We start from the raw sequence: 21,988 nt of genomic DNA on the forward strand, positions 1-21,988 counted from the left end.
CGGTCGGCGCTGGAGACACCGTTCAATGTCCGCAACTACACCGCGCAGCTGATCCTCGATCAGCAATCGGAGACGCTGGGCGAGGTTCTGGAGAACGACCCGTCGGTCAGGGTCACCCAAGGCTTCGGCAACCAGTCCGAACTCTTCGTGATCCGCGGCTTTCCCTTGGCGGGCGATGACGTTGCGCTGGACGGTCTCTACGGCATCACCCCGCGCCAGCTCGTCTCGCCCGAGCTCTACGACCGGGTGCAGGTGCTGAACGGCTCCAGCGCATTCCTCTTCGGCGCGGCGCCGGGAGGTAGCGGTCTTGGCGGCGGCATCAACCTCATCCCCAAGCGGGCGGAGAAGCCGCTGTATCGCGCCACCGCCAGCTATGCCGGCGATGGGTTGTGGGGAGGCGCGATCGACGCCGGCACGCGCTTCGGCGCGGACGATGCCTTCGGCTTCCGGGTTAACGGCGTCTATCGCGACGGGAACACCGCCGTGGACGACGAGCGACGCAGCGTCCGCGTCGGCGGCGCCGACCTCGACTTCCGCTCGGGACCCGGACGCTTCTTCCTCGATTTCGGTTATGAGGATCAGCGTGTCCATCAGCCGCGGCCGCAGGTGCGGCTGGCGAACACCAACCTCGCAATCCCTCGCGTACCCGGTGCGGACGCCAATTACGCGCAGCCATGGGCGTTCACCAAACTGCGGGATATCTACGTCCTAGCGCGCGCTGAGGTTGATGTGGCGCCGGACTGGACCGTCTACCTGGCAGGCGGGATGCGCGACGGGCGTGAGGACGGCGACTATGCGACGCCCACAGTCACCAACTCCACGACCGGAGCCGCGACGCAGGCCCGGCTGTTCGTGCCGCGCGAGGACAACAATGAAAGCGGTCAGCTCGGGGTACGCGGCAAGTTCACGCTCGCCGGCACCTCCCATGCGATCAGCCTCGGCGGCACCCTGGTCCTGGCCGAGAACCGCAACGCCTTCGCCTCCGGTGGCTATCGCACCGCCAACGGCGCGTTCGCCACGACGACGCCGACCAACCTGTATGCGCCCGTCGCGGTACTGCGCCCGGTCAACCTGCCGGGCACCGGCGGCGACCTGACCAATCCGCCACGCGCCACCTATACCGAGTTCGGCAGCATCTTCGCGTCGGACACGATCGGGCTGTTCGACGACCGCGTGCTGATCACCGGCGGCGTCCGCCAGCAGAAGCTGGTCGTGGAGAGCTTCAGCCGCACGACGCTGGCGCGGGCCAGCCGTTACGATCGGTCGGCGACGACCCCCGTCGTCGGTGTCGTCGTCCGGCCGACCGCGTCGGTCTCGCTCTACGGCAACCGGATCGAGGGACTGGTCCAGGGACCGACCGCCCCGACCAACGGCACGATCCTCAATCCCGGCGAGATCTTTGCGCCCTATCGCACCACGCAATATGAGGTCGGCGCCAAATGGGAAATCCGCCGCATGACCGCGACGCTGTCGCTGTTCCGCACCGAACAGCCCAACGGCTACAGCCTCGGTACGCCCACCGCGGCGCAACCGGCCGCGACGACCTTCGTGGTGGACGGCCGGCAGCGCAATCAGGGTATCGAGCTCGGCTTCAACGGCGAGCCGACCGGCTGGCTGCGCGTCATCGGAGGCGGCACGATCAACGATGCCAAGCTCCGACGGACCGCGGGCGGACTGACCGACGGCAACGATGCGATCGGCGTGCCCGATTATCAGATCAACCTCGGGCTTGAAGTGGTGCCGCCGTTCCTCCGTGCGGCGACCCTGACCGGGCGTGTCGTGCAGACGGGACACCAATATCTGGATGCCACCAACCGCCAGCGGCTCGACGACTGGACGCGCTTCGACCTCGGCGTGCGTTACATCCTAGTCGCGGACGAGCATCCGGTCACGCTGCGGGTCAGCGCGGAGAATATCGACAATCGACGTTATTGGACCTCGGCCTTTGGCGGCTATCTGCTGCAAGGGCAGCCGCGTACCGTCAAGGCGTCGCTGACGGTCGAATATTGATGCGAACCGCGACCGTCAGGACATGGTGCTGGCTTCACACCTGGTCGAGCCTCGTCTGCACGTCCTTCCTGTTGATGCTGTGCCTGACCGGCCTGCCGCTGATCTTCCATGACGAGATCGACGCCGTTTTCGACGCGCGGCGACCGCTCCCCGCGGTCCCGGCGAACGCGCCGATGCTCCCGCTCGACGCCTATGTTCGCACCGCCACCGCCATGTACCCCGAAGAACGGCCGCTGTTCATGAGCTTTGACGACGACCGTCCGGTCGCGAACGTCACCACCGCAAAGGTCGCACAGCCGGGACGAGGCAACCTCCACATCACTGCGATCGATCGCCGCACCGCCCGCCCCGTCGGCGCCCTGGATGAGGAGGGCGGGATCATGGCGATCATCCTGCGCCTTCACGTCGACATGTTCGCCGGACTGCCGGGCAAGCTCTTCCTGGGCTTCATGGGGCTGATGTTCTGCGTGTCGATCGTGTCGGGGATCGTCGTCTACGCGCCGTTCATGCGCAAATTGGCCTTCGGCGAGATCCGCACTCGGCCCAGTCGCCGCGTCCGCTGGCTCGACCTGCACAACCTGCTCGGCATCGCCACCGCGATGTGGGTCGGCGTGGTCGGACTGACCGGTGTCGTCAACACGCTGTCGGAGACGCTGACCGCCATCTGGCGCGCTGATCAACTGGTCGCATTGACCAAACCCTATCAAGGCCAACCCCCACTCGCGATCGCCACCTGGGGATCGGTGGAAGGGGCGATGCGGACGGCACGGCAGGCGGCGCCGGGTACCGATCCGCAGTTCATCGCGTTTCCCGGCACACGGTTCAGCAGCGAACACCATTATGCCGTATGGTTGAAGGGCGCCACGCCCGCCACGGGGCAACTCCTTACGCCTGCGCTGGTCGATGCGCGGACCGGCGAACTCACCGCCATGCGTTCGATGCCCTGGTACATGCTGGCATTGCGCCTCTCGCAACCACTTCACTTCGGCGATTACGGCGCGCTGCCGATGAAGGTGATGTGGGCACTCCTGGACCTGGTCGCGATCGTGGTGCTCGGAAGCGGTGTCTACCTATGGCTGAACCGTCGGCGAGCCGCCGCATGACGCGACCTGGGAGAACCTTCGGCATGCCGGTCGCACTGGCGGTAGCTAGTTTGGTCGCGCTGATCACCGGGCTGCTCGGCGACGATGGCTTCGACGTTGTCTCGTGGGTGGGACTTGCCCTGCCGCTCATCGCGATCGCCCGCGCTTTGTGGATCGCAAGGACGCTCAAGAACCCGCACAATCGTTGGTGACTGCGTGTCCTGGAGCAGATGCAGGCACCTCTCCTTGTGCATGAAGAGATTGCGGCTGCCGGACGAAGCATGAATTTGAAGCATACGTCGGCGGAGCTTGTCAGCGCGAAGAAGACGTTCAGCGCCCCTTTCCCGCTACTTAACTCCGGCCATTCGTTCATCTCCGGACTACGTCCCCTTTCGGTCACTCACTTTGCGTCTTCGGAGGCCGTTAGATGGTGGTTAGCTGCCGTTCCGGCTGGGATCGTTGAGATGCAGGTAACTGCCGGTGAAGGCACCCTGTCGGCGAAGAAGGGTCCAGTCCAGGATCGTCACGTACTCGTTTTCCGTTAGAATGCTTCCGCTTTCACGCAACTGGCGGACCATACGATTGACATGGACGGCGGTGAGACCAAGGGCGTCGCCAATATGTGCCTGGGTAAGGAGGAGCGGAAAGCGGCCGCTCTCGTCGGAGATGGCCTCGTACCGACAGGCGAGTTCGCAGAACAGGTGAGCTACGCGGGCAAGCGCCGTTCCGCGACCAATGGTGAGAAGCCACTCAGCACTGATCTGGCCTTCCGTCACGCAATCGCACCAGAACGCCTGTGCCAGCGAAGGAGATCGCTCCGCAGCATCGCGGATCACCGCGCGATCGATCTGGTAGAGGGTCGTCGGGCACGTGGTTTGAAGAGGCGAGCTGACCACCGGCATCACCGCAGCGTGCAGATCAGCCATGTCGCCCGAAATGAAAAATGCGGTGAACTGCCGATTCCCGTCTGCCATCTGGCCGAAACGGGCAACTACCCCTTCGACGATCAGGGAGATGTGCTCGGTTCGCTCGCCAAGCCTGACGATGTCGCGGGATCCTTCGATTGCTCTAACGGTGCCGGGGAAAGATCGAACAATATTACGATCGACCTCGCTCAATGGCGAGCGGAGCATGAGCCTCTTCAACCATAGTGCGAGAGCATGGTCACTTCCGTTTATCATCTTGTTAGACGCCTACCATCTACAGCCAACCGGCAGCCCCGCAAATCGACCTGCGCGTCGTCCAACCCATTGTTGCCCTTCCCAAGTCCATCCACACCGATCAATTTCGCCACGGCTAGATAGGGCGACACCTCTACTGCGCAGCTAGTCAAAAATCGCTAAAGCCATTCGGCAGCGATCAAACAAGGGGTCAGTTATCCGGAAAGTCAGGGTCGGCGATGATGCCGACGCGCTGAACCTTTACCTCACCGCTGCTTCAATCTGTAGAGGCTTCGCCCGGCAAGCCTTCGACCTGAGCCTTCTTACGGCCAAGGCCCAGTTTCTTTGCCATTGTGCGACGGTGCTCGCTGTAGGTGGGCGCCACCATCGGGTAGTCAGCCTTCAGCCCATAGCGCTGCCGGTACTCGTCGGGAGTCAGGCCGTTCGTCGACAGGTGGCGACGAAGTGTACGGTAGGGTTTTCCATCTATCAGCGAAATGATGTGATCTGGCGACGAGAGCGACTTGCGCACCGACACCGCAGGCGTGAATTGCTCGGGTTCTGGAGCTTGCTGCTCCTGCACGGGATCCGGTGTCGTCAGCTTGCATACCGCATGGTGAACAGTGCGTAGAAATGCAGGCACGTCTTCGGCTGTGGTGCGGGTGTTAGGATTGCTCAGCCATGCCACGGCCAGCTCCGTTGCAAGCTCAATGGCATTGGACTGCTGGGTCATTTCATCACCTTTCATTCACTGCGTGCTGCGACGCTCGCGAGGGTAATCTCGCTGGCCGCGGCAATCTCTGTCGCCTTAAAGGCTGATGTTACGCTTGGCCATCTCACGGCTTGCCAGCTCACCAATCGGGCCACGGTGCTCGCCCCTGAAGATGTCGGCTATATCCAGCAGGTCCTCGTCATCGAGATTGATGATCGAGCATTCAATCTCAGCGAGCATCTTGACAGCACGCGCATCTCTGGCGGCAAGCCGCTTCATCCGGGTTTTGAGCATCAGCGCTCGCTAGCAGAGGCAGGTCGCGATGCCGATAGCTGATGTCCATCCTGCGATGGAGCAGGCCTATCCGCCACAGGAGCCTCGAAAGACTTTCATCTCTTGAACACCGGCGGGGTCGTAAAACACCGTCGAAGCGGGTGCGGCTTTGGCATAAGCTTTTGTAACAGCTCGATTCTGCGATGCGGGCGAGAGCTTGAGAGGAAAGTCTAAGTGGGTGATTTTACGGTTGTGCCACTCGTGTCACAGCGCATCTTATCCGTGAGGATAGAAGGCAGCCTGTCGATCGAGGATGTCCGAAGGCTTCGTGACGCTCAGAGCTCCGCAATCGAAACGGTTGGCTGGCGAGCGCGCGGGTACGGCTTGCTGGTCGACATCTCAGGCAGCAAGATTCAGGACAGCGCCGTCGCCTCCGCGCTTGACGGCTTGCGGACGGATCCCACTATCGAGCCGCGGCACATGGCATTCGTCCACGGAGGGGCAGCCGCCAAGATGCAGGTACGCCGTTTGGCATCAGCACGGGGTGACGCCGTCTTCGATGTCGCAGCGGAAGCGATTGCCTGGTTGAAAGGCCACTAGGCGAGGCGGCGGGGATGCGCCGCTTAGTCCGTGATGGCTCATGACATTCACGGCCGACCGATGCTCGTCTCGGCAAGGATGCGGTCGCCAAAGGGTAGGGCAGAGCCCGAGATACTCTCTACCAACTGGCCGGGCTGCTTCCTCGGCCGACAGTGAACTCCCCCTCTCTACACGCCCTCCTTCAAAGAACCTTTAACAAGCTGCTGCTCACCGCACCATCTGGGCACAATGACCCTTGGCAAGCTGGGTCATGCGCATAGTAACGTTCGCGCAATTACGGTCGCTGCTGCCCGAACCGCGCTGCACCGTTCAATGTGAAGAGCAAGATGGCATGCACATGATAGTCGATCGCAGTCGCAGCCACGCGCTGCAATAGAATGGATTTTAAGAACGTCTCTCATTTATTGCTTTTTACTTGATTGCCTGAAACCTTTGCTGTTGTAGCGCGTCCATCCAACGACATCTAAGCCATTGCCTTCAAAAGGAGCAACCGTCATGCCTTTCACCACCGAGAACGCCGCCTGCGCCAAGTGCACCTTCTTCGATGCAAACAGCTCGGCCGAACTGGGGTTGTGCCGTTATAATCCGCCGATCAGCCAGCCATCGGGCGACACCGCCGGTGTGTGGCCCAAGGTTGAAGCCCGCGACTGGTGCGGCCACTTTGAGCCGGCTGTCGCCGCCTGATCGAAGCGTATCCACATCAACAACGTGCGGCAACGAGGCTGGCAGGGCTAAACGTCCTGCCAGTTTTTCTTACTTTATAATAATTGACCATACACACGGCATGCTCTACCTGCAATTTAGTCGCAGTAGAGGGTGGTGTGTACGATCTCATCGATCATCCCGTAAAGGACCTGCCTGCCTTCGAGCATCGCACGCTCATGCGGCTGAGGCGTTGGGTTCATGCCTTCTCTCATTCGATGGCGCCGACTGCCGCCTTTTCAGATGATCCGTTTGGCAAGGCGATGCGGTTGATTGACGAAGGATCGAGCGGCGACCTTCTCATCCTGCGCCCCTGCCACGACACGGTTGGTGAGAGTGAAGCGATCCTGGTTGCCCTCTGGCGCTTAACCCGATCTGGAAGCGACGCCTCGGCCCGAGCTCTCGCCGGCGGCCTCGTAGATGCAACGCGGACAGATCGGCTCGTGTCGGCTATCTCGGCGAGCCTGGCCCACTAAGATCCCGTCGCGACAAATGCATTTATTGCGTCGCGTCCACTCGGTGGTGGCACGGACCCACATAACGGCAATTGGCGATCACTTCGCGCTTGCTAACTTCGGACTTCCATTCATTTTCGCCCGACGTCTCGACCTGCAATAGCGAAAATGGCGCGAAGTGGGACTTAGCCGTCGTTGGCTTGCGGCACGTCGAAAGGCGGCTCTGGTCAAAAGCCGACTTTCAACGTTCGCCAGATCTGCGTTGCAAGTTCACTGAAAGTGGGCCGGTGGCAGATTGGCGGCTTCTAATTATAGGGCGCAAGATATTGGTCGTTCAGCTGTTGATAGTTGTTGCCCGCAGAAAAAAGGAGCACTCTGAGGCGGTATCTAAGCATTGCAGTATCCATCAGTCAGCCGATGCGACCGCCCGATCGATGTCGGGATTCCACCGCTCGACCTTCCTCCGTTTTGTCGCCAACACCGTTGCCGCCGAACCGACGATCAGGATGAGATCGATGCCGATCGATGCCGGGTCCGCCAGTCCGCCGACGAGGAAATGCGCGATCGCCGTCAGGATCAGGGAGAACGCGAGCAGACGGCTAAGATGGTGGTCGACGCTGACGACGGGGCGGGTGATCGCGAGGATCAGCAGCGCAGCGACGCCCGACCAGAACACGGTGGGAAGGGACGCCGTCGGACCCGCCACAACTTTGAACCAGTAAGCGACCAAGATCATCAGGGGTGTGCCCCAGACGATCACGGCCCATCCCGTCCGCAGGCGGACGCTCTCCCGGCCACGCCTGCGCCGCTTGTCGAGCCATAGGGTCGTACCGGCGGCCGTGACCACGCATAGGCAGAGCCCGAAGAGCGTGTAGGCGATCTCGATCGCGAGACCCCCGAAGTTGCCGAAATGCAGGTTGTAGGTCGACGCGGCGGCCTGCCGCCCCAGCGGACCGTCCGCCATGCCAACGGCCCCGCCCCAAGCACCGGCCGCGTCGAACCGGTACGTCTCACCATAGATCAGGCGGCGTGGATGCGTCGCGATGATCTGAACGTGTTGGCCGCGCGTGCCCGGGTCGTGGACAATGACGTAGGTCGGCGTTGACGAAGGCACCCGCGCAGCGAGCGTCGTCAACGCAGTGGAGATGTCGGGAAGCTGTGCGGGCCCTGCGTCGGCGGCCGGCTCTTCGCCGTAGACGCTAGTGTAGGCGCGCAGGATGTCGCCGCCGGCATAAGCCCGCGCGAGCACGGTGAAGCCGACGTTGCCGAGGCCGATGAAGGCGCCGGTCAGCGCGACCGCCAGCACGAATGGCAACGTCCATACGCCCAGCCGGTTGTGCCAGTCGACACGAGCGATCTGGGGATGCTGTCTCGATCGCAGACGGAAGGCGTCGCGGACGATGCGCGGATGCGCCAGAACACCTGTGACCAAAAGCGCCGCCAGAGCGACGCCGATTGCGCCGACCAGGATCATGCCGAAGGTGCTCGGAAGATGCAGGTACTCGTGCAGCCCGATGACGAACTCGATCCATTGATTGTGTTCGCGCGCGACCGGGCGGCCGCCTTCGTCGACGTACCAGCCACCGCCGTCGGTGGTGACGACGGCACGCGGCAAGGCGTTGGTCGGCATGCGGATGTATAGATGCGAGGTTTTCGGGCCATGCCGATCGAGCGCTGCGACGGACGTCATGGCGGCCTGAGCCGCCCTGGGCGTGAGCGTCGCCATCTCGGCCACCGCGGGCTGCTCCCACCGTTGCCAGCGGTCGTGGATGACGATGATCGTGCCGGTGAGCGATATGATGTAGATGAGCGCACAGGCGAGCAGCCCGATGGCGGCATGACCGCCGAGCGCGCGCTGCACCAGCGTGCGCTCCTTCGCCCTGATCGTCGTCATGTTGCACCCCAAAGGGCGGTTCCGATCACTCCCGCCAGGATCGGCGGCGCCGCCATGTCCATCAGCCGGGAGCGGGTCAATTGCCAGGACATCAGGATGGTCCAGAGTAGCGGTTGAAGAAACAGCATCGTCACGTCAGCGTCGGTGGCCCCGACGCCCGCCCGACGGACCGCTGCGTGGATCCCGAAGGCGAGCCACTGCGCGGCGACGAATCCGACCGGCACGGTGAGTGCGAAGACGCAGCACCGGCGTGCGAGGTCGGATGGTCGCCATTGTACGTGAACCGTGGCCGTCTCGCGCGGCGTCCGACCTGCTCTGGCGGGGGCTGTCCATCCGCCCCACAGCACGATGGCGAGCCCCGCGCCGATGCCGGCGGTCGTGCCGATTGCCAGCCCCCAGGCGCCAGCTTCCCGGACGAGCACCGTCAGACCAATTAGGACACCGGTCCAGCCGACACCCGCGAAAATGCGCCTGCCGGCCCAACCGGCCCTGACGAGCACGATCGACGCCACGATCAGCACCAGCGCGATTATGCTCACGTCAATCGACCTGCGCGCCCCACCGCATCAGTATCGCACCGTCACGGTTCCGAGTACGGTACGCGGCGCGCCATAGTAGCTCTGTGAGAAGGTCAGCGAGTTGAGATACTTCTCGTTGGTGATGTTGCGCACGTTGACGCCGAGCCGCACCTGCTCGGTCAGATCGTAGGCCCCGAACAGGTCGACTAGCGCATAGCCGCCCTGCTCGATCCGCCCGTTGGCGCCCGTCACGGTCGCCGCCCCGTAATAGTCCGCGGTGTCGTAGTAGATGCGGCTTTGGTACTGCATGGAGGTGCCCATCTTCAGCTCCGGCAGCGACGGCGGCGAATAGGTGACGTTCAGGCGACCGACGTTGCGCGGCACGAAGGTGCGCGCTTCGCCGCCGCTGCCGTCACGCAGCTTCAGTCGCAGTAGGGTCAGGCCGCCGGTCGCCTGCAGACCGGGCAGCGGAGATCCGCCGAACTCGAATTCGACGCCTTCGGACTTCGCGTCCTGCAGTACGTAGACCGCCTGGAAGGTGGTGGGGTTCAGCCCTGTCTGGACCGCATTGTTGTCCTGGTTCACGCGGAACAGCGCAGCGCTGGCGTAGAGACGGCCGCCGAACCATTCGCCCTTCAGCCCGGCCTCGAGATTGTCGCCCTCGATCGGTGGGAACAGGACGTTACGTGCGTCCGCAATGGTCTGCGGATTGAAGATCTTCGCGTAGCTTGCGTAGGCGTTGACGGCGGGTGTGAGCGCTAGCGTCGCCCCGACGAAAGGCACGAACTTCTTGCGGTCGTAGTTCTGCGGCGTGCCGTAGGACGTGCCCTCGCTTTCGGCATGGGTCCAGCTTCCGCCCAGCATCACCTTGAGCGGATCGGCGAGATCCAGACGGGTCAGACCGTACACGGACAGCCGCCTCGTGGTGCGGTCGAGCTCGTACACGCCGTCGAGCGCCGGAAAGGCGGGCGGGGGAATGTGCCGGCGAAGAGCTGCGAGAGCGGGATCGCCACGCCGATTTGCCCGAAGTCGTATGCCGCGTCCTGTCGGTAGCGTTCCGCTCCGCGCTGAATGCCGAACATCACGTCGTGCGACCGGCCTCCCAGACTGACCTTGCCGTTCACGTACGCGTCGATCGTCAGGTTGCGCGTGGGTCCGACGAATTTGCCGGGGTAGCTAAACACCCCCTCGCCGGTCGCGGCGTTGATGCCCTCGGGTGCGGTGCGCGAAGGATTGCCGTAGACGTAGAATAGCTCGTTGTCCTCGTCGATCGCCCGGCGGAGCACCGAAACCTTGGCGCTCCAGCCGTTGCCGAACTGGTGCGTCAGGTCGCCGAAGATCTGGCGGTCGATGACGCCCCATCCGGACCATGGCTGTCCCGTGTTGCTGTTGCGGGCGAAGTCGAACCGCGTTCCGTCCCCGTAGAGCAGCGGCACGGCGCCCCATTGCGCGTTGTCGGTATCGTGGTCCTGATGGCCGTAACCAGCGCTGACGATGGTATTGGGGCCGAGATCGGCCTCCACGATGCCGTATCCCGTCCATCGCGTCAGGTGGTAGCGGTCGAGATGGCTATCGGTGTCGAGCACCGATCCGACGGCGCGCGCGCGGACGGAGCCGTCGGCGGTGAGCGGCACGCTGACGTCGGAATCTAGGCGCAGGTTGTTGAATGATCCGTACTGCGCGCTCGCGGTCGTGTGGAACTCCCGATAGGGTCGTTTGCGCACGTAGTTCACGACCGCCGAGGGATTACCCGTGAAGGACAACAGACCTGGAGCGCCGCGCACCACCTCAATGCGGTCGAAGAAGCTGGTATCTAGCGATCCCGTCTGGATGCCGAACGCGAAGGGCTGGCCAATCCCGTCAATCTGGAACGTCGTGATCTCGAACCCGCGGGCGGAGTAGTAGAAGCGGTCGGTCTCCGCGGCCAGGACGCTAACGCCCGGGACGGTCGCCAGCACCTCGTTGACGCTGTTCAGCTGGAAATCCTGGATTTGCGCGCGGGTGACGACGCTGACCGATTGCGGCGTCTCCTTCTGACTGAGTGGCAGGCGAGTGGCGGTGCGTTGCTCCGAGACGCCGTAGTCGTCGCTGCCTTCCGTGCGCTGGCCTGTAACGACGATGTCCTCGTCCCGCTGTTGTACCGATTTTACCTGGTCGACGTCCCCGCTCGCGGCGGCTGCAAAAATGGCGATGAGTTCAAGCACGAATAAGCCCCCTTTTTCGCGCCGCCTAGCTAGCTAGATAGGATATTGCAAGTCGTTATCATTCTTGCTGGTCGTAGATCGTGGTACGAAGAACGGTCAACCGCGATGCCACCGGGGGAAGCCCGAGTCTGACCGCTTTCGGCTGAAGCAGCCATTCGGACGTTGCTTGCCAACGACTTAAATTGGTCGGGAAGCGGCCGCTCCTCCCTACTGCCGCGGCGACCCACAGCGGTCGTTGAGCCCGCAGGATCGGCTTCTGAGCTTCGGACGCTTGTTAATGCGGGGTCGGTAGGATCTTCATCTAGCGTGGCAACGCCCATCAGCGGGTGCATGACGAACGTCCAGCCGTCGCCACCGACGAGCATCAGACACAGTGCTTGGCGATCCGCGATGCAGAGTAGCGCTGCCGCCCCTGATTAAGCAGGCAACGTGACCGTGGTGCCATTCTGACGGATGCCGGTTGCCCAGCCATGCCGTCTGTTGCGAATTTGGTCGCAAGTCGCGCGAGTGCTGTTTCCAACGCAATGCGCGCCCGGGCACCTGTAGCCCACATATGACCAGCAGGCGCCAGCGCGGGCGATATGGCGATGCCTTGCTCGGATGTCGCACGCGGCTGTTCCCTTGGGCGACGGGGTCCTTGCTTCGGTTGATCGAGAGGGCGCACGCCCTCCATGCTCATCATCCGTGCGAACTCATCCATGATCGTCCCCTTGAACGTTGCGCTCCCGGCGAACGCTGGTTGCCGAGCGGCTCGAGTAGCCAATCGGCAGGATTGTGGGGCCCCGCTCAAAAGGCATAGCGCACCTCGCAATAGGGCAGCGCTTCATCGAGCCAGCCGAGAAAGCGATCTAGCCACTGTCGCTTCCAAGACGCCTTGTAGCGCAGGTTCTGCATGCCCGACTGGCTCCATTTGCGCTGCTGAATGTCCGGCCGCCACAGCCACTCCTCGGCGCGGGGATGCCATTGGAGGTTGAGGTCGTGCAGCCCCTCGTTGTGGGTCAGGAAGATCACCTCGCACTTGAGTTGCGCCTTGGCGGCGGGCGACAGCGCCGCGTCGATCTCGGCGAAAAGCGCCTTCCACTCCGGCTCCCAGCTCTCGTAAACGATGACAGGCGAGAAGTTGGCGTGCACCTCGTAGCCGGCCGCGACAAAGTCATTGATGGCGGCGATCCGCTCGCTCATCGGCGAGGTGCGCACGTCGACGATCCGGGCGATCGTCTCGGGCATGAGCGAGAAGCGGATCCGGGTGCGCCCTTGCGGATCGTAGTCGAGCAGGTCGCGATTGACGTACTTGGTGGCGAACGAGCCCTTGGCCCTGGGGATCGAGCGAAACGCGGCGACCAGATCGCGGACGTTGTCGGATAGCGACGCGTCGATCGACAGGTCGCCGTTTTCGCCCAGGTCGTAGACCCAGTCGATCGGATCGATGGTGTTCGGCTCCGGCTTGGATCCTGGCTTGGCCGCGTGTCGCACCAGCGCCCGGGTGATGTCGTCAATGTTGACGAAGACGCTGATCGGGTTAGCGTACCCTTTGCGCCGGCCGACATAGCAGTAGGCATACGCCATCGCGCATCCGTTTGAGGACGAGGGCGCAATGAAGTCGGCCGAGCGCCCGTTCGGTCGCATGGCCATACCCTTCTTCACGCCAAGCACCAGCGTGTCACGCTTCACCTTCAGCCAGTCCCCGGCGAGCGCAGGGTCTGCCAGCTGCGCGATATTCCGATGGCTTGCCACCTCGACGAGCTCGGCGTCGGGGAAGCGCGCGAGTACCTCCCGCCCTCGCACATACTCGCGGACAGCCGGCTCCAGGTAGATGAGCTTAGGGTCGATCAGCGTGCGCGGGAGAGCCATGAGCGGACCGGCTCAGGCGGCCAGCTTCTCCGACAGCCGCCGCTGCAGGAAGGCGAGCACCAGTGCTTCTTCAGGCCGCAACCCGGCAACGTTGTCGCGCAACTCACGCTCGACCTGCTGCTCGATCTCCAGCACCAGCGACTCCGACATGTAGCTGTCGATCACCTCCGGGTGCACATAGCAGCGGCGGCAGACCGCGGGCGTGTTGCCAAGCCTCGCCGACACCTTCTCGATGGCGGCACGGACGTTCTTCTTGGCGGCCGCCTCGCTGTCGAATTTCTCGAACTCGGCTAGTGCGAGCGCTGCGAGCACCGTGCCGGTCCAGGTGCGGAAGTCCTTGGCGGTGATGTCGCTGCCACTGATCTCGCCCAGGTAGGCGTTGACGTCGTTTGAAGCGACCTCGCGCTGCTCACCCTCCTCGTCGAGGTACTGAAAGAGGTGCTGGCCGGGCAGGTCCTGGCTTTGCTTGACGATCTTGGCGACACGCCGGTCCGCCAACTTCAGGTTCCACTGCTTGCCGCTCTTGCCTTTAAAGCGGAAGCGCAGCCCGCCGCCCTCCACCTTGACGTGGCGGTCGTTAAGCGTGGTGAGGCCATAGCTCTGGTTCTGCTTAGCGTAATCGGCGTTGCCGACGCGGATCATCGTCGTCTCGAGCAGGCGGACGACCGTCGCGAGCACTTTCTCGCGCGGCAGGCCACGACGGCGCATGTCGGCGTCGATGCGCTCGCGAATGCCCGGGAGCACCTCGGCGAAGGTCAGCATGTGCTCGTACTTCGTGCTGTCGCGCACCTCCCGGAAACGTTCGTGATAGCGGTACTGCTTGCGACCCTTGGCATCGCGGCCGGTCGCCTGGATGTGGCCGCGGTGGTCGGAGCAGATCCACACGTCGGTATAGGCCGGCGGAATGCCGATCCTGTTGATACGCTCGATCACTGCCTTGTCGCTGATTTTCACGCCGCCTGCGTCCCGGTAGCTCCAGCCCTTGCCGCTTTTGCGACGGGTGATGCCAGAGCCCTGGTCGTCGATGTAGATCAGTCCCGCGCTCTCCGCCGCGTCACGCGCGTCGATGATGTTCTCGCCTGCATCGTCAGCCATCGATCGTTCCGCTCCTGCCATAACCCCAGAACGTGCCGCCCTCCCGCTGTTTCCTTGAAAGCAGCATTGGGGAGCGCCAACGTTGCCTCATGTCACCGCCGACGCCCTCGGTTCGGATTGACAACGTTGAACACTGCAGTTCACCTGTTGCGAGGAAGTTGGCCGCTACGGCGGCTCCGAGATCGAGGGAGATCGGCAGATGGCACGTACGGCGACGAAGGGCGGCAAGGACGAGACCAAGGCGGCCGAGAAGAAGGTCGAGAAGACCGGCAAGCCTGCGGGCGGGGCGCGTGGCGGCATCACGGCGCCGGTGACGCCGTCCCCGGAGCTGGCCGAGATCGTCGGGACCAAGGACCTGCCTCGCAGCGAGGTCGTCAGCAAGGTCTGGGAGTACATCAAGAAGCACGACCTGCAGGACGCCAAGGACCGGCGCCAGATTAACGCTGACGAGAACCTCGAGAAGGTGTTTGGAAAGAAGTCGGCGAGCATGTTCGAGATGAACAAGCATCTTAGTCGTCACCTGGCCGCCAAGAAGGAATGACCGGGTTGCTAGCGGCTAATCCGACCCACATTCAGACGTTCCCGACCTAGTCTCGGCATCTCCACTTCCGCGGTTCGTTCATCTTCCCGGACAAAGATCATATGCGGAAGCGAAGCGTCCCGCCGATGGTGCGCGGATCGCTCGGCGTCCCCACGATCAAACCTGAATTGCCCGCCTGGATGGTCAGGTTCTGAATGTAGTCGGCATCAAACAGGTTGCGTGCCCAGACGATCAGCTCGAGCCCGTCACGGAAGCGGTAGCCGATGTTGGCGTTGGTCAGGTTGTAACCGCGGATGTAGGTGAAGCGCGACAGGCTAGGATCGCCGTTGAACCCGCTGCGCGAAGCGGTGTCGACATGGGCGAAGACCGACCCGTCACCCGCCGGCCTCTCGTAATCGAGCCCGGCCGTGACCGCGAAGCGCGGCAACGAGGCAAGACGGCGCCCGGTCAGGCTACACCGGGTGGTCGCGGCGGTCTGCACCTCCAGCGGGCACGGACCGGCGGGATAGTTGGTGTACTCGCCATCTGAATAGGCGAAGCTGGTGCGTGCACTGAGGCCGGGCAGGATCAGCGCGGTCACGTCGGCCTCGATCCCCTTCACCGTCACCTCGGGGATGTTGGACAGGTAGCCGCGCAGCTGCACCGTCTGCGTCAGCGAGTTTTCCACCACTGTTGCCTGGAAGTCGCGGACCTTTGTGTAGAAGCCGTCGATGTTGAAGATCAGCCGGTTGTCGAGCAGCGTGTTCTTCAGGCCGATCTCATAGGTTTCGTTGCGTTCGGGCCGCACCACGGCGGTCGCCAGCACCGGGCGGTTGTTGCTGTCGAGCGGCAAGCCCGACATGTTGATCCCGCCTGATTTGAAGCCGCGCGCGTAGCTGGCATAGGCCATCGTCTGATCGGTCACCTGCCACGCCAGGTTCCCACGTCCCGACAGGCTGCCATCGCTGTCGTGCGCTTCGTAGCTTTGCGGGCGGAGCACGCCAAGGCGCGCGCTGGTCAGTGCGGCGTTGGTCGTCGCCGGGCCGCCGGAGACGGTGGTGGTGTAATAGCCGTCCTTGTCCTCCTGCGTGTAGCGCAGACCCACCGTCGCGGTCAGGCGATCGAAGAAGCGGTAATTAACCTCACCGAACGCGGCATAGCTCAGGCTGTGGAAGTCGGTGCGCCCGTCCTGCCCATAGCCGTCGAGCAGACTGGACGGGACCGGCGTGTTGTTCGTGCCGGTCACCGTGCCGATCAGATACCGCGCCGCGGCCGGACCATAGATGCTGATCGGCCGCCCGGTCAGCCGCTGGCGGAAGCCATAGAGGCCGACGACATACGACAGTGGCCCGGTGCCGTTTGACGCGAGTCGAAGCTCCTGACTGTATTGATCCTGACGGGATGGGATGTGCTGCGATAGCTGGACCGGGATGCCGGTGTAATCACGGTCGTTTTCCGCGTCCCAATTCCAGAACCGCCACGCCGTCACCGACGTCAGCGTCACAGGGCCGAGATGCCAGTCGGTAATCGCGCTGACGCCGCCTTCGTTGGTGTCGACGCCGAGCGGTCCGTCGATGTCCGTCTTGCGATCGTAGACGTTGGTGCTGGGCGGCGCGTAACCGAATTGCGCGGCCAGACCATTCGGCCCGCCGAATTGGCGGTTGGCGGCGCGCAGCGACGTGCCGGTGCGCAGATACACCTGCCCGCAGCAATAGGCCTGGAAGTTGGTGAAGTCGGCGATGACGCGCATCTGGATCGTGTCGTCAGGCTTGAACAGCAGCTGCCCACGCACCGCCTGCGTCCCGATCGTATTGGCGGCGCGCCCGGTGCGCACGTTGTCGAGCACGCCATCGCGCCGCGTCGAGACACCCGAGATGCGGTAGGCGATCGTGTCGGTGATCGGACCTGACGCCCAGCCGCGAGCCTGCACGAAATTATAGTCGCCGTAGGACAGCTCGGCGAACCCCTCGCGGGTGAAGCTCGGCGCGCGGGTGGTGATGTTGAGCGCGCCCGCCGTGGTGTTCTTGCCGAACAGCGTCCCCTGAGGTCCGCGCAGCTCCTCGACCTGCTCGATGTCGGCGAAGTCGAAGGCAGCGGTGGCCGGCCGGGCGTGGTAGACCTGATCGACATAGAAGCCGACACCCGGCTCCAGACCGTCGTTCGCCTGGCTGACCGCGACGACGCTCGACCCCAGCCCGCGGATCGTGAAGGCGGTGTTCCGCGGATTGGCCGAACTGTAATTCAGCGTCGGGATCAGCGTGGTCAGCCCTTGCGTGTTGACCGTGTAGCTCTGGTCGATGAGTGCGCCGCCCACTACCGACAATGCCCCGGGAACGCGCTGCGCATCCTCAGCGCGACGGCGCGCAGTCACGATGACGTCGGGCAAACCATCCTTCACGTCTTGATCACGATCATCGTCGCGGCTCGGGATCGCGGCGGTCTGCGCCGAGGCTGGCACGCTGATCGCGGGCATGACTGTTGCGCACAGAAGGACTGCGAACCGCTTCGACATCGACGATACCCCGATTGACGGCCCTGTCACCGCTCTATGTTCGGTCGTATATCGACGGTATATTCAGTCGTATATAGAGATTGGTTGAGAATCGCGGTGTCAGGCGTCCGTCAGCGGTACCGCACGCAGATGCGCGCTGAGACGTGCATAGCCCGCGCGATCGGCGACCTTGATGGCGTCCCGCTCCATTTCGCGATAGGCCTCGAGCACCTCGAGACCGGTGGCGCTGACCTTGGCGCCCCGCTCCCGGCCACCGCCCTTCAGGGTCTCGACGAGCACGGGGTCGAAGCAGCGGTTCATCTCGTCGACCAGCAGCCAGGCGCGGCGATAGCTCATACCGAGGGCTCGACCGGCGCCGCTGATCGAACCTTCGGTGATGATGGCCTCCAGCAGGTCGGCCTTGCCCGGCCCCATCGCCAGCGCATCGCCGCAGGCGATCTGAATCTTGAGCCAGAGGGGGCCGAGCTTCATGTTATTTGCCGATCATCACGTCGCTGGCTTTGACGATGACCGTGACGGTTTCGCCTTCCGCCAGGCCGAGATCCGCGATCGCCTCCTCGGTGATGCTGACAGTGACGATGTTGCCACCCCCGATGTCGACTTTGATCGAGCCATTGACAGCACCCGGCGTGATCGAGACGATCGTGCCGGAAATCTGATTGCGGGCGCTGAGCTTCATTCTTGCCTCTCGGGTGGGTTGCTCCTTATTCTATCCCGCTAAGCCGCCTACGGCTACAAACGGCTAGCGCTGCCCCGCAGCAAGGTGTCCTAATTGCCCACAGTTGGATTCCGGGTGTCACGCCCTGCGTGACCGACCTAGCAGGCTTGTAGACCCAGATGTGGTCATTCCCAGCCTATTGGCGGCTCGCCGACTCCGGCCGTTCATCCATTGTGAAAATATGATCAGCGTCGCTCGGCTCGCTCGTGGTCGATGAAGGATTCGAGCCAGTCACGCGCGCGATTGATAAGGCCGCAACAACGCCGCCTGGCGAGCAGGCTACCAACCCATATCGCCTGCGGCGATCTCTCGGTTACGCTCGACAAGCTCATGCTCGTCCGCCGGACACATGGTCGACATGCCGTCGCTAGCCGCCCGCTCCTGAATCAGCTCGACGAAGGGCCGCAACTCGTACTCATAATGACGGAACGCAGACGCATGATCGTCGGGATACCCTCAGCGTCTCTTCTTGCCTAAATGCTTGGGACACGCCTGCTTGGCAAAGCGAGGCTGTCACCTCACAGTGGAACTGGCTAGGGTGGTGCCGGCGCGGCCGTTCATGACGGCTGCCGTGCTACAAGCGAGATTTATGCCGAACGCCGTTCCGTCGATCGACTCTCACGTCAGCGCAGCGAGCATCACAGGCGGGGAAATCCTCTCTAAAGACTGGACGGGCACGTCGCTCGGGCCGGTCGATACATGGCCCCCCTCGCTAAAGACGACGCTGGCAATGATGCTCGCCTGTCCGACGCCGATGTTTCTGGCGTGGGGCGACGATCTCCTGTGCTTCTACAACGACGCTTACCGCCCGATTCTCGGCTACCGTCTCGCCACAGCGTTGGGCACGCCCTTCAAGGTGGTGTGGGCAAGCATCTGGAGCGATATCGAGCCGCTGGTCATGACAACCCTTGCCGGCGAGAGCAGCAAGATGACAGACATGCCCTTGGACCTGAGTCGCGAGGGGGTGCCCGAACAGAGCTGGTGGACCTTCACCTATTCCCCAGCATATGACGATGCAGGGCAGGTAGCAGGTCTGTTCTGCGTCACCAATGAGCAGACCAACCGAGTCCAGATGGAGGAGCGTAACCAAACCTTGGTCGCTGAAGTCATCGAGCGGCGCGAGGAATTGGCGCGTGCGGAGGAGCAGCTGCGACAGGCGCAGAAGCTCGAAGCGATCGGACGACTGACCGGCGGGGGTCGCGCACGACTTCAACAATCTGCTGACTGTCATCCGTGGATCCGTCGATCTATTGCGCAGGCCTAATATCGCCGACGACAAGCGCGCACGCTACATCGACGCAATCGGTGACACCGCCGATCGCGCCACCAAGCTGACTGGCCAGCTCCTCGCCTTCTCACGCCGACAGGCGCTGAAACCCGAGCTGTTCGATCTCGGCGCCAGCATCGACAACGTGTCCGACATGATCGGCACGCTCACCGGATCGCGCATCGTCTTGGAGACGCACATCCCCGACCAGACCATTCATGCTGTGGCCGATCGGGCGCAGTTCGAAAACGTGATCGTCAACCTCGCGGTAAACGCGCGAGACGCTATGGAAGGTGAGGGGACGCTGACGATCGCGGCAGGTGCTGTATCAGGCATTCCCTCTATCCGGTCTCATGAGCCGATCGTCGGCGATTTCATCGCGGTCACCGTGACCGACACCGGGACAGGCATCGACCCCGCACAGATCGACCGCATTTACGAACCCTTCTTCACAACCAAGGGTGTAGGCGAGGGAACCGGCCTTGGCCTTTCGCAGGTCATCGGCTTCGCCAAGCAGTCGGGCGGGGACATCAACGTCGAGAGCGTCGTCGGCCGAGGCACGACCTTCACCCTCTATCTGCCCCGCGCCTACAGTGACGAAGCAGGGATTGAGGATCAGGCGAAGGATGAGGTCGCGATTAGCGGAGAGGGCTATTGCATCCTGATCGTAGAGGACAATCCGCAAGTCGGTGAGTTTGCGACGCAGGCGCTCAAGGAACTGGGCTATGACAGCATCCTGGCGACAGATGCGGAAAAGGCGCTTATCGAGTTGGAGAGAGGCTGCGACCGATTTCACATCGTGTTCTCCGATGTGGTTATGCCGGGCATGAACGGAATCGATCTCGGAAACGAGATCCGCAGGTCGTATCCCGATGTTCCGATCGTTCTCACAAGCGGATACAGTCACGTGTTGGCGAGGAATGGCAAACACGGCTTCGAATTGCTGCACAAACCCTACTCGGTCGAACAGCTGTCACGCGTTCTCCGTAAGGCGATTGGTTGGCAAAAGGGAACATCGGCAAAGGCGAGGTCCGGCAACTGAGCGAGATCAATTTCCCATCCAGATTTGTGTCGACTGTTTAAGACTCGCGATCCAGCAGAAAGCGCAAGACCCCGCGAGTGTCAGAACCGAACGGTTGTGACACCTATGAATCAAACCCCGCTGATGCAATGATCCACAATCAGTCATTCAGCCGTCCCTGTTTGCATCCCAACACCGGACGTTGGTTCAGGCAGAGCCTTGCGGATGGGAACGTCGTCGGTCCGCGCGCTTGACATGAGCTATATCCGTGCATGGCTGAACGAGGGCGATCTCCTCACCGTGCCGATGGGCGTGCGGCATAGCCCGGCTGCGTACGACGACCGCTTGATCTTGTTGATCAAGCCGGCCGAGACAGAGCACACCCAGGACGCGGCGACGCCGCGCACTTGGCCACTCAAAGAGCAGCTCACCTGGCCCCGAAAGGCTAGCTCGCGTTTTGCCGAAGGAAGGGCATCAAAGCTGCTAGCACCTCAGCCGGACGATCCTCGGGCTGAAGGTGGTCGCCTGACGTGGTTGCGCCAACGACGTCGTCAGCCCACCGCCGCCAGACAACGTCGGGCGGCGGCGCCGCTCCTATTGACCGGGCAGGCGATAACGCCAGAACGGGGCAATCCAGCTTGCGACCGGACGCTCGATCGGCACGGTCGTGCTCAAGGTCCTCGTTCAGCGCAGCCCGATAATCATCGCACATGGCATGCTGAACCGAGGGGTCGCGAAAGGCAGCTCGATACGCTTGGCGAGCGGCGGGCTCGATGACGTTGTCAGTGGTGGCACCGACCAACTCAAATTCCCGATCAAGCACCGCGTCAGGCGTTGTAGCAAGAAGCCGTTCCGGCAGACCGTTCGGCTGGGAGAGCATAAACCAGTGATAGTTCTTGTACGCGAAGCGGTAATCAGCGCCTTCGAGCGCATCCAGCGTTGGAACCACCGCCAACGCCGCAAAAGCCACGACGACGCCCGGATGGTCTAGCACTAGACGATAGCCAGCGCGTGCACCTCTGTCGTGGCCAACAACAGCGAAGCGACGGTGTCTCAGTGTCTGCATAAGGCTCACCAGCGCTTGAGCGACACGCCGCTTCGTCCATCGGACATCATCTGACAATAATCGGCTCGCGCCGTAACCCGGCAGATCGACCGCAACGACGGTGAAAGCACGGGCGAGCTCGCCCGCCACCTTACGCCATGCGATGTGGCTTTCGGGATAACCATGAAGCAGCAGTACGGCCGGTCCCGATCCGCCAATCACGCCCGAGAATCGCACGCCCCCTGCTTCGATGACCAAGGGCCGAAAACCAGAAAAGAAGGGCGCACCTTCTTCCTCGAGCGCTGACGTAGCTGGCGCAATAGCCCGTGCCGCGGCGCTTCCAATTACT

The 21,988-nt window shown here is 62.9% G+C and carries 22 protein-coding genes; 9 read left to right on the forward strand and 13 right to left on the reverse strand.

The window, feature by feature from the left end:
* Window positions 1-9 precede the first annotated feature (9 nt).
* From PGN16_RS06425 to PGN16_RS06435, 3 genes are read left to right on the forward strand one after another with little or no spacing between them, the layout of a single operon-like run.
* The gene (locus PGN16_RS06425) at window positions 10-2,010 is read left to right on the forward strand and encodes a TonB-dependent receptor (RefSeq protein WP_335308759.1); all 2,001 of its coding nucleotides are present in this window, start codon (window positions 10-12) and stop codon (window positions 2,008-2,010) included.
* Window positions 2,010-3,113, forward strand: coding sequence for a PepSY-associated TM helix domain-containing protein (locus PGN16_RS06430; RefSeq protein ID WP_335308579.1), 1,104 nt, complete (start codon window positions 2,010-2,012; stop codon window positions 3,111-3,113). Before PGN16_RS06425 ends, PGN16_RS06430 begins: the two co-directional genes overlap by 1 nt.
* 23 nt (window positions 3,114-3,136) lie before the next feature.
* Window positions 3,137-3,304 (forward strand): hypothetical protein, encoded by a 168-nt coding sequence (locus tag PGN16_RS06435; RefSeq protein ID WP_335308580.1) that lies wholly within the window; start codon window positions 3,137-3,139, stop codon window positions 3,302-3,304.
* Window positions 3,305-3,526: 222 nt separating this feature from the next.
* On the opposite strand, the gene PGN16_RS06440 is transcribed toward PGN16_RS06435, so the two are convergent.
* From PGN16_RS06440 to PGN16_RS06450, 3 genes are all read right to left on the reverse strand, one after another.
* Window positions 3,527-4,210: a Crp/Fnr family transcriptional regulator gene (locus tag PGN16_RS06440; protein ID WP_335308581.1), complete on the reverse strand. Its 684-nt coding sequence runs from the start codon at window positions 4,208-4,210 to the stop codon at window positions 3,527-3,529.
* Window positions 4,211-4,529: 319 nt separating this feature from the next.
* Window positions 4,530-4,985: a MucR family transcriptional regulator gene (locus PGN16_RS06445; RefSeq protein ID WP_335308582.1), complete on the reverse strand. Its 456-nt coding sequence runs from the start codon at window positions 4,983-4,985 to the stop codon at window positions 4,530-4,532.
* A gap of 75 nt (window positions 4,986-5,060) precedes the next feature.
* Window positions 5,061-5,258, reverse strand: a complete 198-nt coding sequence (locus PGN16_RS06450) for a hypothetical protein (RefSeq protein ID WP_335308583.1) — start codon at window positions 5,256-5,258, stop codon at window positions 5,061-5,063.
* Window positions 5,259-5,621: 363 nt separating this feature from the next.
* Here PGN16_RS06450 and PGN16_RS06455 point away from each other — a divergent pair, with 363 nt between their 5' ends.
* The 3 genes from PGN16_RS06455 to PGN16_RS06465 all read left to right on the forward strand — a co-directional run bounded on the left by PGN16_RS06455 (window position 5,622) and on the right by PGN16_RS06465 (window position 7,015).
* Window positions 5,622-5,837, forward strand: coding sequence for a hypothetical protein (locus PGN16_RS06455; RefSeq protein WP_335308584.1), 216 nt, complete (start codon window positions 5,622-5,624; stop codon window positions 5,835-5,837).
* 495 nt (window positions 5,838-6,332) lie between these two features.
* The gene (locus PGN16_RS06460; RefSeq protein WP_335308585.1) at window positions 6,333-6,521 is read left to right on the forward strand and encodes a hypothetical protein; all 189 of its coding nucleotides are present in this window, start codon (window positions 6,333-6,335) and stop codon (window positions 6,519-6,521) included.
* A gap of 137 nt (window positions 6,522-6,658) precedes the next feature.
* Window positions 6,659-7,015 carry a hypothetical protein gene (locus tag PGN16_RS06465; protein WP_335308586.1) on the forward strand — a complete coding sequence of 119 codons (357 nt, stop codon included), beginning with the start codon at window positions 6,659-6,661 and terminating at the stop codon, window positions 7,013-7,015.
* Window positions 7,016-7,400: 385 nt separating this feature from the next.
* On the opposite strand, the gene PGN16_RS06470 is transcribed toward PGN16_RS06465, so the two are convergent.
* The 6 genes from PGN16_RS06470 to PGN16_RS06495 form a co-directional block, all read right to left on the reverse strand.
* The gene (locus PGN16_RS06470) at window positions 7,401-8,888 is read right to left on the reverse strand and encodes a PepSY-associated TM helix domain-containing protein (protein WP_335308587.1); all 1,488 of its coding nucleotides are present in this window, start codon (window positions 8,886-8,888) and stop codon (window positions 7,401-7,403) included.
* Entirely contained in the window at window positions 8,885-9,409 is a 525-nt protein-coding gene (locus PGN16_RS06475) for a hypothetical protein (RefSeq protein WP_335308588.1), read from the reverse strand. The genes PGN16_RS06470 and PGN16_RS06475 overlap by 4 nt, the downstream gene beginning before the upstream one ends.
* A gap of 45 nt (window positions 9,410-9,454) precedes the next feature.
* Window positions 9,455-10,351 carry a TonB-dependent siderophore receptor gene (locus PGN16_RS06480; RefSeq protein WP_335308589.1) on the reverse strand — a complete coding sequence of 299 codons (897 nt, stop codon included), beginning with the start codon at window positions 10,349-10,351 and terminating at the stop codon, window positions 9,455-9,457.
* Entirely contained in the window at window positions 10,303-11,610 is a 1,308-nt protein-coding gene (locus PGN16_RS06485; protein WP_335308590.1) for a TonB-dependent siderophore receptor, read from the reverse strand. The genes PGN16_RS06480 and PGN16_RS06485 overlap by 49 nt, the downstream gene beginning before the upstream one ends.
* Window positions 11,611-12,396: 786 nt before the next feature.
* Entirely contained in the window at window positions 12,397-13,461 is a 1,065-nt protein-coding gene (locus tag PGN16_RS06490) for a spore photoproduct lyase family protein (protein ID WP_335308591.1), read from the reverse strand.
* 12 nt (window positions 13,462-13,473) lie between these two features.
* A complete protein-coding gene (locus PGN16_RS06495) occupies window positions 13,474-14,556 on the reverse strand; it encodes a DNA topoisomerase IB (protein WP_335308592.1) in 1,083 nt (360 codons plus the stop codon).
* A gap of 199 nt (window positions 14,557-14,755) precedes the next feature.
* Here PGN16_RS06495 and PGN16_RS06500 point away from each other — a divergent pair, with 199 nt between their 5' ends.
* Window positions 14,756-15,097: an SWIB/MDM2 domain-containing protein gene (locus PGN16_RS06500; RefSeq protein WP_443019592.1), complete on the forward strand. Its 342-nt coding sequence runs from the start codon at window positions 14,756-14,758 to the stop codon at window positions 15,095-15,097.
* Window positions 15,098-15,194: 97 nt separating this feature from the next.
* On the opposite strand, the gene PGN16_RS06505 is transcribed toward PGN16_RS06500, so the two are convergent.
* The 3 genes from PGN16_RS06505 to PGN16_RS06515 form a co-directional block, all read right to left on the reverse strand.
* Window positions 15,195-17,588: a TonB-dependent receptor gene (locus PGN16_RS06505; protein WP_335308593.1), complete on the reverse strand. Its 2,394-nt coding sequence runs from the start codon at window positions 17,586-17,588 to the stop codon at window positions 15,195-15,197.
* A gap of 99 nt (window positions 17,589-17,687) precedes the next feature.
* A complete protein-coding gene (locus tag PGN16_RS06510; protein ID WP_335308594.1) occupies window positions 17,688-18,059 on the reverse strand; it encodes a winged helix-turn-helix domain-containing protein in 372 nt (123 codons plus the stop codon).
* 1 nt (window position 18,060) lies between these two features.
* Window positions 18,061-18,267 carry a TOBE domain-containing protein gene (locus PGN16_RS06515; protein ID WP_335308595.1) on the reverse strand — a complete coding sequence of 69 codons (207 nt, stop codon included), beginning with the start codon at window positions 18,265-18,267 and terminating at the stop codon, window positions 18,061-18,063.
* A 598-nt stretch (window positions 18,268-18,865) separates the two neighbouring features.
* Between PGN16_RS06515 and PGN16_RS06520 the strand changes: the two genes are divergently transcribed.
* Window positions 18,866-19,570 carry a PAS domain-containing protein gene (locus PGN16_RS06520; protein WP_335308596.1) on the forward strand — a complete coding sequence of 235 codons (705 nt, stop codon included), beginning with the start codon at window positions 18,866-18,868 and terminating at the stop codon, window positions 19,568-19,570.
* Window positions 19,557-20,615: an ATP-binding protein gene (locus tag PGN16_RS06525; RefSeq protein WP_335308597.1), complete on the forward strand. Its 1,059-nt coding sequence runs from the start codon at window positions 19,557-19,559 to the stop codon at window positions 20,613-20,615. Before PGN16_RS06520 ends, PGN16_RS06525 begins: the two co-directional genes overlap by 14 nt.
* Before the next feature lie 424 nt (window positions 20,616-21,039).
* Here the strand turns inward: PGN16_RS06525 and PGN16_RS06530 are convergent, their stop codons facing one another.
* Window positions 21,040-21,897, reverse strand: a complete 858-nt coding sequence (locus PGN16_RS06530; protein WP_335308598.1) for an alpha/beta fold hydrolase — start codon at window positions 21,895-21,897, stop codon at window positions 21,040-21,042.
* Window positions 21,898-21,988 lie beyond the last annotated feature (91 nt).

It is taken from the genome of Sphingomonas phyllosphaerae (assembly GCF_036946485.1).
Lineage (GTDB): Bacteria > Pseudomonadota > Alphaproteobacteria > Sphingomonadales > Sphingomonadaceae > Sphingomonas > Sphingomonas phyllosphaerae_E.

Excerpts from the sequence above, each read along its gene's own strand:
- PGN16_RS06490 (WP_335308591.1), bottom strand. The coding sequence starts at position 13,461 with ATGGCTCTCCCGCGCACGCTGATCGACCCTAAGCTCATCTACCTGGAG.
- PGN16_RS06505 (WP_335308593.1), bottom strand. The coding sequence starts at position 17,588 with ATGTCGAAGCGGTTCGCAGTCCTTCTGTGCGCAACAGTCATGCCCGCG.
- PGN16_RS06450 (WP_335308583.1), bottom strand. The coding sequence starts at position 5,258 with ATGCTCAAAACCCGGATGAAGCGGCTTGCCGCCAGAGATGCGCGTGCT.
- PGN16_RS06515 (WP_335308595.1), bottom strand. The coding sequence starts at position 18,267 with ATGAAGCTCAGCGCCCGCAATCAGATTTCCGGCACGATCGTCTCGATC.
- PGN16_RS06495 (WP_335308592.1), bottom strand. The coding sequence starts at position 14,556 with ATGGCTGACGATGCAGGCGAGAACATCATCGACGCGCGTGACGCGGCG.
- PGN16_RS06510 (WP_335308594.1), bottom strand. The coding sequence starts at position 18,059 with ATGAAGCTCGGCCCCCTCTGGCTCAAGATTCAGATCGCCTGCGGCGAT.
- PGN16_RS06470 (WP_335308587.1), bottom strand. The coding sequence starts at position 8,888 with ATGACGACGATCAGGGCGAAGGAGCGCACGCTGGTGCAGCGCGCGCTC.
- PGN16_RS06520 (WP_335308596.1), top strand. The coding sequence starts at position 18,866 with ATGACGGCTGCCGTGCTACAAGCGAGATTTATGCCGAACGCCGTTCCG.
- PGN16_RS06435 (WP_335308580.1), top strand. The coding sequence starts at position 3,137 with ATGCCGGTCGCACTGGCGGTAGCTAGTTTGGTCGCGCTGATCACCGGG.
- PGN16_RS06430 (WP_335308579.1), top strand. The coding sequence starts at position 2,010 with ATGCGAACCGCGACCGTCAGGACATGGTGCTGGCTTCACACCTGGTCG.
- PGN16_RS06460 (WP_335308585.1), top strand. The coding sequence starts at position 6,333 with ATGCCTTTCACCACCGAGAACGCCGCCTGCGCCAAGTGCACCTTCTTC.
- PGN16_RS06500 (WP_443019592.1), top strand. The coding sequence starts at position 14,756 with ATGGCACGTACGGCGACGAAGGGCGGCAAGGACGAGACCAAGGCGGCC.
- PGN16_RS06445 (WP_335308582.1), bottom strand. The coding sequence starts at position 4,985 with ATGACCCAGCAGTCCAATGCCATTGAGCTTGCAACGGAGCTGGCCGTG.